Annotated in this window: 10 protein-coding genes and 1 pseudogene; 3 read left to right on the forward strand and 8 right to left on the reverse strand. The window is 71.6% G+C overall.

The features are described 5' to 3' along the window. Positions 1-91, forward strand: a pseudogene (locus tag ACH4PY_RS31805) (lytic transglycosylase); the annotation flags it as partial. Between the two features lie 70 nt (positions 92-161). On the opposite strand, the gene ACH4PY_RS31810 reads toward ACH4PY_RS31805, so the two are convergent. The 8 genes from ACH4PY_RS31810 to ACH4PY_RS31845 all read right to left on the reverse strand — a co-directional run bounded on the left by ACH4PY_RS31810 (position 162) and on the right by ACH4PY_RS31845 (position 9,668). Next, complete coding sequence (locus ACH4PY_RS31810) at positions 162-2,003, reverse strand: right-handed parallel beta-helix repeat-containing protein (RefSeq protein ID WP_398190925.1); 1,842 nt, start codon at positions 2,001-2,003, stop codon at positions 162-164. 265 nt (positions 2,004-2,268) lie between these two features. Continuing rightward, on the reverse strand, positions 2,269-2,586 hold the full coding sequence (gene rhaM / locus ACH4PY_RS31815; RefSeq protein ID WP_398190928.1) for an L-rhamnose mutarotase: 318 nt from the start codon (positions 2,584-2,586) through the stop codon (positions 2,269-2,271). Positions 2,587-2,613: 27 nt separating this feature from the next. Further along, positions 2,614-4,068, reverse strand: a complete 1,455-nt coding sequence (locus ACH4PY_RS31820) for an arabinose isomerase (protein ID WP_398190931.1) — start codon at positions 4,066-4,068, stop codon at positions 2,614-2,616. A gap of 58 nt (positions 4,069-4,126) precedes the next feature. Then, the gene (gene rhaI, locus ACH4PY_RS31825; RefSeq protein ID WP_398190933.1) at positions 4,127-5,299 is read right to left on the reverse strand and encodes an L-rhamnose isomerase; all 1,173 of its coding nucleotides are present in this window, start codon (positions 5,297-5,299) and stop codon (positions 4,127-4,129) included. After that, complete coding sequence (locus ACH4PY_RS31830; RefSeq protein ID WP_398190937.1) at positions 5,296-6,513, reverse strand: glycoside hydrolase family 99-like domain-containing protein; 1,218 nt, start codon at positions 6,511-6,513, stop codon at positions 5,296-5,298. Before ACH4PY_RS31830 ends, rhaI begins: the two co-directional genes overlap by 4 nt. Next, positions 6,510-7,325, reverse strand: coding sequence for an ATP-binding cassette domain-containing protein (locus ACH4PY_RS31835; RefSeq protein ID WP_398190940.1), 816 nt, complete (start codon positions 7,323-7,325; stop codon positions 6,510-6,512). The genes ACH4PY_RS31830 and ACH4PY_RS31835 overlap by 4 nt, the downstream gene beginning before the upstream one ends. After that, positions 7,322-8,410, reverse strand: a complete 1,089-nt coding sequence (locus ACH4PY_RS31840) for an ABC transporter permease (RefSeq protein ID WP_398190942.1) — start codon at positions 8,408-8,410, stop codon at positions 7,322-7,324. The genes ACH4PY_RS31835 and ACH4PY_RS31840 overlap by 4 nt, the downstream gene beginning before the upstream one ends. A gap of 145 nt (positions 8,411-8,555) precedes the next feature. Next, a complete protein-coding gene (locus ACH4PY_RS31845; protein ID WP_398190946.1) occupies positions 8,556-9,668 on the reverse strand; it encodes a sugar ABC transporter substrate-binding protein in 1,113 nt (370 codons plus the stop codon). A gap of 160 nt (positions 9,669-9,828) precedes the next feature. On the opposite strand from ACH4PY_RS31845, the gene ACH4PY_RS31850 reads away from it, so the two are divergent. Together ACH4PY_RS31850 and ACH4PY_RS31855 are read left to right on the forward strand one after the other, a co-directional pair. After that, a complete protein-coding gene (locus tag ACH4PY_RS31850; RefSeq protein ID WP_398190949.1) occupies positions 9,829-10,950 on the forward strand; it encodes a LacI family DNA-binding transcriptional regulator in 1,122 nt (373 codons plus the stop codon). 225 nt (positions 10,951-11,175) lie between these two features. After that, positions 11,176-12,753, forward strand: coding sequence for a hypothetical protein (locus ACH4PY_RS31855; protein WP_398190952.1), 1,578 nt, complete (start codon positions 11,176-11,178; stop codon positions 12,751-12,753). The last annotated feature ends 114 nt before the right edge of the window (positions 12,754-12,867 follow it).

Here is a 12,867-nt window from a genome sequence, read left to right on the forward strand (position 1 = left end):
CATCTACGACCCGGTCGCCAACATCACCGCCGCCTGCAATTACGCGGCCGACCGTTACGGCACGATGGACAACGTGGACTCCGCGTACTGATCCGCCACCGTATGTGAAAGGGCGGCGGGGCCGATTCGGCCCCGCCGCCCTTTCGCGCTGCCCCGTGGGGTCAGGAGGTGTAGGAGACGCTCGGGCTCCAGCTCGTCGTGTCGCCCGTGCCGGAGAAGCCGGGGTCGGAGGTCAGGACGAAGCGGATCACGTCGCCGGCCGTCACCTGGAGGGTGACGTCGGTGGCGTAGCCGGAGCGGTCGGTGGGGGCGAGGGTGCGGTAGGTGACGTAGTCGGGGGCGGACGGCCAGACGGCGGTGCCGTTGTGCTCGATCAGGGCGTGCACACCGTCGGTGTCGGCGGCGTTGTCCGCGTCGTCCTTGAAGATCCGGCCGTGCACCGTGACCGTGCCGGTGGCCGGGGCGGTCCAGGTGCGGGCGACCCACGCGTCGGAGGTCTGCCCGCTGCCGGGGCGGAGCTGGAAGGCGTTGACGAAGGAGCCGCCGAGCCCGGACCAGGTGTTGGTGGCGGCGTCGTACGCGGTCAGGTTCTGCCAGCTGCTGAGGTCGTAGGCCTGCTGGGACCAGCCGCCCCGGCCCTGCTCGCCGTTGAAGGGGAGCGGGGCGACGTACTGCGCGGTGGTCACGGTGTTGCCGGACTGCGTGATGTTCGCCAGCTCCGGGGAGCCGTCCACGTCGTTGACCAGGCCCTGCGGGGTCGCGTCGTAGGCGTTGTCGTGGATCGAGGCGGCGGGCGGGGTGGTGCCGCCGTCGGCGTGCACGGCGATCTGGCCCTTCATGCTCTGCGCGCCCGCCGTGCCGTTGCCGGCGAAGGTGTTGTCGGATATCTCCGTGCCGGTGCTGTAGTCGCCTGAGCGGCCGCCGAGCTGGAGCATCTCGATCGCCGAACCCGCGTTGTTGCCGAAGTAGTTGTCGCGGATCGCGGCACCGTTGATCTTGTACTCCAGGTCGATCGCGGTCTCGTCGTGGCTGCCGGTGTCGGGCATGTTGACCAGGACGTTGTTCTGGATCGTCGGGTGGTCGCTCTTCGTCACGAAGAAGCAGGTGGTGCCCTGCGGGAACCACACCGAGCCCGAGCAGTCGATGTAGTTGCTGTCCACGTGGGCGGTGTCGGAGGTCTCCAGGGAGACCGACGGGCCGGTCATGTGGTGCAGGTAGTTGTGCACGACATCGACGCCCGTGAAGGTGGACGGCGCCGGGTCCGGGGTGCCGGTGACGCCCGGGTCGTCGTTGACGTGGATCGCGGCGACCGCGTCGCCCACCTCGTTGTCGCGGATCGACACCCCGTTCACGACCGTCTGGCCCGCGGCGGTCACGGGGGCGGACGAGGCGTCCACCAGGATGCCGGTCGAGTACTGCAGCTGCGGGAAGTCGCTCTGCACGGGGCTGCGGTTGACGATGCCGGCCAGGTCGTGGGCGTAGACGCCGTGGACGTCGAGGCCCTGGTGTCCGAGCGTGCTGTACATGACGAGCAGGCCCTCGCCCGCGTTCCTCAGCTCCAGGTCCTGCACGTGCCAGTGGTCGGGGTCGGTGAGCACGACCGTGCGGTCGGTCGCGTTGCCGCTCCCGGAGATGACAGGGCGGTTGCCCGACCCGTACGCGCCGAGCGTGATCCAGGCGGCGGCCGTACCCGAGCCGCTCAGACGCAGCGGCTGGGTCCAGGTGTCGCCGCGGGCCAGCAGCACCTGGGTGCCCGCGGTGAGCGAGGTGCCGTTGATCGGCGCGAAGTCGCACCAGGGCCGGGTGGGGCTGGTGCCGGGGCCGGTGTCGGAGCACTGCGAGGACGCGCTGTTGTCGATGTAGTACGTCGGGGCGCCCGCGGCCCCGGCGGTGTGCGCGCCGGCCAGCAGCGCCGCGGCCGGCAGCGCGGCCGTGAGCCCGTACGCCAGCCGCCGGACGGCGGTGCGCGCGGCTGCGGTGGAGCGTGAGCGTGCTTCTCCCATTGCGTGATCCCTTCCTTGGCGCCCTCCCGGACGGAGGGCACCGGCTCAGGACGTGCGTGAACAGGACGTGCGTGAACAGGACGTGCGTGCACAAGACGTGCGTGAACAGGACCTGCGTGAAGTGGGCATGCCAGAACAGCGCATGCGGGAAGCGGGGATGTGCGGGAAAAAGAGGGACGTGCGTCCGGCGGGTGGCACGGGAAAGGGCGCGCCGGACCGGGCGGTACCGCCCCCACAGCGGTACCGCCCTGCTCAGGGGGGCGGCTCAGGCCTGGTGGAACACCTCGAACAGCGGGGTGTCCAGCGGCGAGCCGTCCGGGTTGGTCGGCATCAGGTCGGCCATGTGCTGCCACCAGCGGTGGGTCAGCTCGCTGCCCGCGCCGGAGTTCCAGCGGTCCAGGTCGTCCACTTCGAGGTAGCCGAAGACCCGGTCGATCTCCGGGGCGGCGAAGATGGAGTAGTTGCGGCCGCCCTGCTCGCGAATCGCCTCCCGCAGCTCCGGCCACAGCGCGTCGTGGCGGCGCCGGTACTCGGCGGCGTTCTCACCCGGCAGGCCCAGGCTGAACGCGATCCGGTGCGTCATCGGCGGCTCCTCGTTCCGGGCACCGGCTCAGACCACCGTCAGGCCCAGGCCGAGCAACTCGGCGACGGCCTTCAGGTCGGGGACGCGGTGGCCGGTGCCGAGGGCCCAGTGGTGGCCGATACCGGTCGCGGACCAGGCGTCGGTCCAGTCGCCGGGGTCGATGCCGAAGTCCACCCGGCTGGTGGTGTTGCCGATCTGGAGCAGCGGGCCGTCCACGACCGTGCCTTCGCTGGCCACCAGGTGCAGGGTGCCGTCCCGCAGCTGGGCCAGGCCCAGCGCGGTCACCGGCCCGTGCGCCACGTCGAACTCGACGGAGACGCCCCAGCCGCGCTTGCCGTGGTAGGTGCCCAGGCCCCGCAGCAGCGGGCGGCCGTCGCTGATGGCCAGGTGCGCGGGACCGTCGTGGCCCATCTCGACATGGCCGCGGTCGAAGTCCAGCGCCTGCAGCTCGGTGAAGGAACCGCCCGCGCCGAGCCGGTCCATGACGAGCATGGCCAGGCTGGTGCGCAGCTCGTACTCGCCGGCCGCGGGGATGCCGCGGGCGGTGAGCAGCGACGAGCCGAGGATCATGCCCGCGCCCAGCCGCTCGTGCAGCTCGCCGGCCAGTCCGCGGTGGTAGTACGCCAGCGAGTCCAGGCCGAACTGCTCCACCAGCCGGTCCAGGCCCGCCGCGACGGACGCGCCCCACCGCAGGTCGCCGGGATCGACGGAGTCGTCGAGGTCGAAGACCTCCCGGGTCCGCTCCAGCACGGCCTCGACCTCGTCGTCCCCGGCGGCGTTCACACACTCGCGCAGGTCGTCGAACTCGATCACCTCGACGTGCCCGCCGAGCCGCGCGGGGATGAGGGTGAGGTCGGTGGAGACGTCGAGCATGCCCGGGTAGAGGTTGCCCATCAGGCCGAACCGCCCGGTGCGCAGCGCCCGCGCCACCCCGGCGGCCCGCACCCAGCGGCCGATCTTCGCCCAGGCCCGCTCGTCGCGGAGGTGCCCGGAGACCGAGCGGAAGGGGATGCCGGCCCGTACGAAGGTGTTGCCGATCTCCGGCAGCGGGCAGGCCCCGCAGTACGCCAGCCACTTGCCGGTGTCGAAACCGGCGTGGTCCATGCTCGCCGTCGGCTGGAGGTTCAGCACGAGCACGGGGGCACCGGCGCGCTGGGCGACGGGCAGCACCATCGAGGACGTGAGGTACGTCGGCACGAAGAACACCAGCAGGTCGCACCCGGCGGCCCGGAGCCGGTCCCCGGCGGGACCGGCCTGCGTGGCGTCGTCGATGAATCCGGCGTCCACGACCTCGGCGCCGAGCGCGGCGAGCCGGTCGGCCACCTCGCGGGTCGAGGCGAGCAGGCTCTCGCGCAGCCCCGGGTACTGCGGCCAGTACGCGGCGAGCCCGCCGCCGATCAGGCCCACCTTCGGCGGCCTGGCGGCGATCCGCTCGTGCCCGCTTCCGGCGCTGACGGCACGGTTGAGGACGTCGCTGCTCATACGGGGTTCTCCGTTCCGGGGTGCGGGTGCGGGTGCGGGTGCGGGGTCTGCGGGGCCGTCACGTCCACCCCATCTGGTTGCCGCCGACGCGCTCACGGCGGATCGCCTCGGTGTAGCCGCTGCGCCGGAAGGCGGCGATCGGGTCCGGGTCGAGGCCCGCGTCCTCGCGCATCTCGGCCAGCAGCGGGCGCACATCGGTGTTGTACGCGTCCATCAGCACCGCGTTCGCGGCCAGTACGTCACCCTCGCGCTGCGCGGTGGCGAGCGCGCCGGTGTCCACCAGCAGGGCCTTGGCGGTGGCCTCCTGCACGTTCATGACGCTGCGGATCTCGGCGGGGATCTTCTCCTCCAGGTTGTGGCACTGGTCGAGCATGAAGGCCACCCCCGCCCCGGCGTTGGCCGCCGCTTCCAGACCGCCGCCCCGGACGACCTCCAGCATGATCCGGAAGAGCTGGAACGGGTCGGCGGAGCCCACGATCAGGTCGTCGTCGGCGTAGAAGCGGCTGTTGAAGTGGAAGCCGCCGAGCCGGCCGGTGCGCAGCAGGTTCATCACGATGAACTCGATGTTGGTGCCCGGCGCGTGGTGCCCGGTGTCCACCAGGACCTGCGCCTTGTCGCCGAGCCGCAGGCAGTGCATCAGCGAGGTGCCCCAGTCGGGCACGTCGGTGGCGTAGAAGGCGGGCTCGAAGAACTTGTACTCCAGCAGCATCCGGGTGTCGTCCGGCAGCGCCTCGTACACCTCGGTGAGCGCCTCCTCGAAGCGCTCCTGGCGGCCGCGCAGGTCGTCCTGGCCCGGGTAGTTGGTGCCGTCGGCGAACCACAGCGACAGGATCGTCGAGCCGGTCTGCCGCATCACCGCCACGCAGTCCAGCAGGTGGCCGATCGCCTTGCGGCGCACGGCGGCGTCGGGGTTGGCGACGCTGCCGAGCCGGTACTCCTCCTCCTGGAAGGTGTTGGGGTTGATCGCGCCGATGCGCAGCCCCAGGTCGTCCGCGGCCTTCGCCAGGTGCCCGTAGTCGTCCACCCGGTCCCACGGGATGTGCAGCGCCACGCTCGGCGCCGCGCCCGTGAAGCGGTGCACCTGGGCGGCGTCGGCCAGCTTCTCGTACGGGTCGCGCGGGATGCCCTGCTGGCCGAAGACCTTGAACCGCGTGCCCGAGTTGCCGTACGCCCACGAGGGCGTCTCGATCTGCAACTGCCGGACGGACTGCTTGACCTCGTCGCGGTTCACGCCGCTCCCTCCACTGTGGTGTTCTTGTGTGCCCCGACCGCGTCCCGTACGGCTTCGAGGTAGCCGTTGCCGTACTCGTCCCCGGGTTCGAGGCAGCTTCCCTCGGTCCACTCGTTCCAGGCGTTGACCGTCACCACGGGCGGGCGTCCCGGCCCGGCCGCGAAGTCCAGCGCGTCGCAGAGGGCGCCGCCGACCTGCTCGGGGGTGTTGCCGGTGAGGATCGACGTGAAGGGGTAGCCCTCGTCCTCGCGCATGGCCCATTCGACCGTGCGCGGGCTGGGGTCCCAGCCGACGGTGACGTTCGGCAGGTAGTCGACCGGCAGCGTGTCGCCCATCCGCCGCCAGGTGTCCCTGGCCTCGGCGCGGGCGGCGTCGTAGCCGGTGGTCGGGAAGCTGCTGAAGGCGCTGCCGGGGTGGTGCCACCAGGTGTAGTGGGTGGCGCTGTCCAGGCCCAGTTCGCGGACCAGCAGTTCGGGCTGCGGCACGCCCGGGTTGATCGCCCCGTTGACGTGCAGCCCCGGCAGGCCGGCGGCGCGGGCGCGCTCGCGGAAGCCGTCGAGCAGCGCGGCCGTACGGGCCACCCCGCCCATGCCGCGGATGAGGCCCGGCAGGTCGTACACGGAGAAGTACGGGCCCTGCGGCATCCGCCAGTACGAGGGGTGGGTGAGGTAGTTCTCCAGCACGTGCTCGAAGGCGCAGGTCGCGTGGTAGCGGGTGTTGGGCGCCGGGAGCAGCGCGGTGAGCTGCGGGCCGCGCGCCGGGTAGAGGTCGTCCCATTCGTGGTTGGCCCACATGACGGCGAAGCGGAACTCGTCGAGGCGGTCGGCCTGGAGCAGGCCGCGGTCGAGGTAGCCGTTCAGGAAGGGCGCGTTGTCGAACCAGTACCAGTCGACGATGAAGCCGTCGACGCCGTGGTCGAGGGCGGCGGCGACCGCCCGGGAGGCGGCCCGCGGGTCGCTCTCGTCGTACTCGCCCCACACCGGGCGCTTGGGCTGCACATGGCCGGGGAAGCGCGGGGTGCCCGCGCGGAGCACGTCCCACTCGGTCCAGCCGGGGCCGAGCATCGCGTCGTTGCGCGGGTCGGCGTGCCACTGCGGGAAGTAGTACGCCATGACCTGCGCGCGAGCGTCCTGCGGCCAGTCGGGGCGCTGCCGCTGCGGGGCGGTGCCCTCGCGGGGCACGGCGACGGGTTCGAGACCGCTGGGCAGGGTCATGACGCCTCCTTGGCGAGCGGGTCGTGGGCGGGGGAGGGGGCCGGAGCGTCGGCGGGCCCGGTGGAGCCGCCGGTCTCTCCCGAGCCGTAGACGATGAGCTTCACGATCTCGTCCACCGTGCTGTCCTGGGTGCTGCGGATGCCCGCCACCCGGCCGAGGTGCATCACCATCACCCGGTCGGCGGTCTCCCACACCTGCTGGAGGTTGTGGCTGATGAGGATGACGGCCTTGCCCGCGTCGCGCAGGTCGCGCACCAGCGACAGCACCCGCGCGGACTCCTGCACGCCGAGCGCGGCGGTCGGCTCGTCCATGATCACGATCTCGGCGCCGCCCAGCAGCACCCGGGCGATCGCGACGGCCTGCCGCTGCCCGCCGGACAGCTGGTGGACGGGCACACGGACGCTCGGCAGCCGGATGGTCAGCCCCGCGAGCAGCTCCTCGGCCTCGCGGTAGATACGCCGCCGGTCCACGAAGGGCCCGCGGCGGTACTCCCGGCCGAGGAAGAGGTTGGACGCCACGTCCCGCTGGTCGACCAGCGCGAGGTCCTGGTAGACGGTGGCGATGCCGGCGGCGGACGCGTCGGCCGGTCCGGTGAAGGTCTGCGGCTTGCCGTGGACGAGGAGTTCGCCCTCGGAGGTGTCGTAGACACCGGACAGGATCTTGATGAGGGTGGACTTGCCCGCGCCGTTGTCGCCGAGGACGGCCAGCACCTCGCCCGGACGCACGTCGAAGGTGACGTCCTGCAGCGCGCGGACATGGCCGAAGACCTTGCCGACACCGCGGGCCTGGAGGATCGGTTCCGTGCTGCTCATCGGGCCCTCCGGCGTTCCGAGACGGCGCCCAGGATGACGGCGAGCACGAAGACCGCGCCGCGGGCGAGCTGCTGGTAGTAGGTGTCGACGGACAGCAGCGTCAGACCGTTGTTGAGGATGCCGATGACGAGCACGCCGGCCAGCGTCCGGGCGATCTTGCCGCTGCCGCCGTTGAGCCCGATGCCGCCGAGCAGCACCGCGGTCAGGACGTCGAACTCGGCGCCGTTGGCGTAATTGGGGCCGCCGCTGCCGGAGTTGCCCGCGGTGATGATGCCGCCGATCGCGGCCAGCACGCCCGTCGTGACGAACACCGCGGTGTAGACCCGGCGCACCTTGATGCCCGAGCGCAGGGCCGCGCTCGCGTTGCCGCCGACGCCGTAGATGTGCCAGCCGGAGCGGGTGAAGCCCATGACGACCCAGGCGGCGACGTAGACCAGCACCAGCACCCACACCGAGACCGGTACGCCGATGAAGCGCTCGGTCACCGCGTCCTGCAGGGCGGTGTTGGTGAGCGGCTTGACCTGGCCGTCGGTGAAGATCAGCGCCAGGCCGCGCAGGGCGATGGAGAACGCCAGGGTGGCGATGATGGAGTTGATGCCGAGCACCACCACCAGGGCGCTGTTGAGGAGCCCGATGAGCGCGCCGACGAGCAGCCCGCCGATGACGGCCACCGGGGTGGGCAGTCCGCTGGACTCGATGAGCAGCGCCACCACGACGCTGACGATGCCGACGTTCGCGCCCACCGTCAGGTCGAGCTGGCCGGCGATCAGCGCGATCGTCATACCGGCCGCGAGCACGCCGGTCACGGCGACCGCGGAGCCGACGTTCAGCAGGTTGCGCTGGGACAGGAAGTAGGGCGAGGCCACCGCGAAGTACACGAACAGCGCCACCAGCGCCGCGTAGACGCCGAGGTCGAGCAGCCGGTCCACGACCGTGTGCCGGCCCTCGCGTCCGGCGACCGACGCCGCCGGGGTGGACCGGCGCAGCCAGGTGCGCGGGTCGAGCACGCCGAGCGGGCTCGCGGGCGTCTCGGGGGCGGGGTCACCGCCAACCGGCGGCGCCTTTGCCGAGCTGGTTGTTGTCATCAGGAGCTTCCTCGGTTCGGTTCCGGTCGGGTCCAGGGGCGGGCCGACCGCGGCCCGCGTCAGGTCCGGGGCGGGGTCCCGGCGCCGGGGTCCGCCCGCCGGGTCAGGCGGCGGGCGGGCCGGGGCGCCGGGGCCCCGCCGGCCGTTACTTCTTGTCGTCCGGGTAGAAGGTGTCCACGTTGGCCGCGGTCAGGACCCGGCTGACGTCGTAGGCGTCGAAGCTCTTGCCCATCGCGGTGGCGATGGCGGCCTCGATGTAGTTCCACCCCTCGGCGTAGGGCTGGAAGTCGATCGAGCCGATGAGCATGTCCTTGTTGCTGGTGTCGCGCACCGCGGCGCGGGCCGCCTCGTCGCCGCCGGAGGTGACGGCCAGCAGGTCGCCGGTGCGGTTCGCCGCCTTCGCCGCGTTCAGCGCGCCGAGCACCGGCTCGTCGCCGTACGACATGACGATCACCGGGTCGTGCGGGTGGGCGGTCAGGAAGTCCGCGAAGGTGGACTGCGACGAGGTGGTCGGGTCCTGGCCCTGCGGGGTGAGCATCGTGGTCTGCGCGTCGCTGACCCCGAGGTCGGTCTTGGCCTGCGCGAAGGCGGCCTTGACACGGGCGTCGCAGGGGCCGCAGTTGGGCGCGGACATGCCGACGACCTGGAGCGTGCGGCCCTTCCAGGTGGTGTCCAGCTTCGCCTTCGCCGGGCCTTCGAGCTGCTTGATCGTGAGCTGGCCGACCGCGTCGTCCGGCACACCGAAGTGCGGCGCCTTCTCGTACGTGCCGTCGACCATGACGACCTTGGCGCCGTCCCGGGTGATGGCGTTGTAGACGGGGCCGTTCATGACCTGGGAGCCGACGACGTCGGGCTGCTTGACGGCGAGCTGCTGGTAGGCCGACAGCTCGTCCTCGTACTTGAAGTTGAGGTCGGCGTCCTGGAAGTCCACGCCGTAGAACTTCGCGGCGTCCTGCATGCCCTTGGACCAGGTGGCGAAGAAGGGCAGGCTCTTGCCCGGGCTGAGGAAGGTGATGCGGTACTTCTTCGGCAGCTTCTTCGGCACCGCGAAGAGCGGCTTCACCTTGTACGAGCCGGTGGCCGCGGCCACCTCCTCCGGGGTGAAGGTCGCGCCGGTCGCGGTGGTGTCACCGGAACCGCTGCCGGTGTCCGCACTGCTGTTGGAGGATGTTCCGGACGAGCAGGCGGCGGCGAGCAGCGCCGACGCCAGGACGACCGCGGCCACCCGGCCGCGGCGCAGGGCTATGGGGGTATCCACAGATGGCTCCCATGAGATTCATCGGGTTCGAGGTCCGGGGGGCGCGGTGTTGCGAGGCTGGACCCCGCCCGGTTAACGGCCTGTGAACTTGTACCGTTTCAATTGCTCGTAAGCTAGTCTCGCGTCCACACAGCAGTCAATAGGGTTGCCGGGAGATTTCATGGGCCAGCCGTCTCACCCGCGTAACGGGAAACAATCCCTGGTCAAGAGCGGTTCGCCGACGATCAGAGAGGTGGCCGCCGCCGCCGGGGTGAGCCTGGGAACGGTCAGCAACTACTTGAACCGTCCGCACTCCGTGGCCGCGCGCACCCAGGTGCGCATCCAGGCCGCGATAGACGAGCTGGGCTTCGTGCGCAACGCCGGAGCGGCCCTCATCCGCAGCGGCCGGGCCCGCACCATCGGGCTCGTGGTGCTCGACGTGTCCAACCCGTTCTTCACCGAACTGGCCCGCGGCGCCGAGGAGGCGGCGTGGGAGCACCAGCACCTGATCATCCTGTGCAACTCCGACGAGGACCCGGCCAAGGAGCAGCGCTACCTGGAGGTCCTGGAGGAGCAGCGTGTCCTCGGCATGCTGATCAGCGCGGTCGACGTGGAGGCCGCGGGCGTGGACTGGCTGCGCCAGCGCGGCACCGCCGTGGTCCTGGTGGAGGGCACCCGGCCCAACTTCTGCTCGGTGCGCGCCGACAACGCGTGCGGCGGTGAACTGGCCGCCGAGCACCTCATCGAGCTGGGCCACCGCGAGCTGATCTACGTCAGCGCCTCCCTGGCCATACGGCAGTACGCCGAGCGGCTCACCGGGGTGCGGCGCGCGATGGCGCGGCACGGGCTGCCCGAGGAGGCGCTGACCGTCATCGAGCGGGGCCTGAAGGGCAGCACCGCGGACGGCAGGGTGGCCGGCGAGGAGATCGTCGAGCGCAAGCTGTCCGGCACCGGCGTGGTGTGCGGCAACGACATGGTCGCCTTGGGTCTGACCACCGCGCTGACCAGGGCGGGAGTGCGGGTGCCGCGCGACATGTCGGTCATCGGGTACGACGACGTGGAGCTGGCCCAGCAGGGCCCGCTGGCGCTCACCACGGTCCGTCAGCCCAAGCAGAGCATGGGCCGTACCGCCACGCAGCTGCTCATCGAGGAGGCCGAGCAGGCCAAGCACGCCCACCAGCAGGTGGTCTTCCAGCCCGAGCTGGTGGTGCGCGAGTCCACCGGGCGGGCCCCGGGGGCCCGCCGTTCGGCGCGCTCCGGGAAGGCGCCGCGCAAGCCGGCGGCCGGTGCGCCGCTGAGCTGAGCCGGGGCGGGTCCCGGCGGGGGCCTGCCGTGCGCGGGGCCGGCGGGGGGCGGTGGAGTGGACCGTGCACGCCTCTTGTCGGCCTCGGAGCGGCTCGCTACACTCCCGACTTGAAACATTTCAAGTTCCGGGCCGCGCTTTCCCCGCGCCGCCCGACGCTTCCCAGATCCCGCGCCGTCGCGCGCACCGGGCAGGACGAGCCCACTTCCTTCACGGGAGCCTGAAATGAACCTTCGCAACAGAGCGGTGTCCGCCGCCGGGGCGAGCCTCGTCGCCGTCTCGGCGCTGACCCTCTCCGCCGCACCGCCGGCCGCCGCCGGCAACCCGCAGCACGTCGCGGTCGGCGCCATCCGCTGGGACGGCCAGGTCGGCGACTCCGCCGTGGGCGAGCTGGCAGGTGTCGGCCCCGACGAGGAGCGGGCGCTCGGCCCGGCCAAGTGGCGCAGCCACGCCCCGTACTACGCGGTCGACACCGGTACCGACTCGATCAGCATGAACGGCGCCACCCAGCAAGTGGTGGACCAGGAGATCGAGATGGCCAAGGATGCCGGGATCGACTACTGGGCCTTCGACTGGTATGGCGACGAGACCGGCCTGCAGACCGCCCGCAAGCTCTACCTGCAGAGCGCGCACCGCAACGACGTCAACTGGAGCGCGATCCTCTTCACCCACCCGCTGTCCGCGCCCGACCTCGACACGCTGGTCACGCAGTTCCAGGCGCAGAACTACCAGAAGGTCGACGGCGGGCGCCCGCTGCTGTACGCCTTCGACTACCCCGACCTGGTGAACACGGCGCAGATCAGCGAGCTGCGCACCAAGACCCAGCAGGCGATGGGCGTGACCCCCTACGTCGTCGGCCTCGACACCACCGTGGCCGAGCAGATCGGCGCCGACGCGGTGAGCAGCTACGTCACCGGCGGCAGCGGCCACCAGGCGTACGCCCCGCACGCAGCCGCCGAGCAGGCCGCGTGGAACAGCGCCAAGGCGAGCGGCCGCGACGTCATCCCCTGGGTGACCTCCGGCTGGGACCCGCAGCCGCGCGTCCAGCTCTCGCCGCCCTACCCGTGGGCGTCGTACCCGGGCAACGAGGGCATCACCCAGGCCACCCCGGGCGAGCTGGCCCAGCACCTGCAAGGTGCGATCGACTGGAACGCCGCCAACGCCTCCTCGGCGCCCGCGCAGTCGGTGCTGATGTACGCCTGGAACGAGTTCAGCGAGGGCGGCTCCATCGAGCCGGTGCGGTCGGGCCCCGGCTCGTCCTGGGACCTGCTGGACGCGGTCGCCACCGTGACGAAGGGCGGTTCGGCCGACAACGGCGCGAGCAGCGGCACCCCGCTGGTCACCTCGGACACGCCGGGGACGCTGCGCAACGACTACAGCGACTTCGTCGGGATGAGCTTCACCACCGGCGCCTCGCCCGTCACCGTCACCGAGCTGGGCCGCAAGTACGTGCCGGGCAACTCGCAGGTGCACGTCGTCAAGCTCATGAAGGCCGACGGGTCCGAACTGGTCAGCGTCCACCTGGACATGGCGGCCGGGTCGCCGGACGCCGCCGGGTACACGTACACCCCGGTGCCCGAGCAGATGACGCTCGCCCCGCACACCACGTACTACGTGCTGTCGTCCGAGCTGTCGGGCGGCGACCGGTGGTACGACGCCGACTCGGCGGTCACCACGAGCGGCGCCGCCACGGTCGGCGGCGGTGTCTACCGCCAGCTCGACGCGGACAACAACCCGGTCTACCACCCGTACGGCACGGCGGGCCACGGCTACGGCCCGGTCAACCTGCGGTACACCAACTAGCGCCCACCCGGCCTCCGGTGGGGGCCGGCGCGGTCCCCACCGGAGGCGTCACCGCTTTCACCGCTTCACCACTCTCATCGTTTCTCATCGTTTTCACCGCGCTCATCAGTGAAA

This window comes from Streptomyces sp. NPDC021224 (assembly GCF_044332905.1).
Lineage (GTDB): Bacteria > Actinomycetota > Actinomycetes > Streptomycetales > Streptomycetaceae > Actinacidiphila.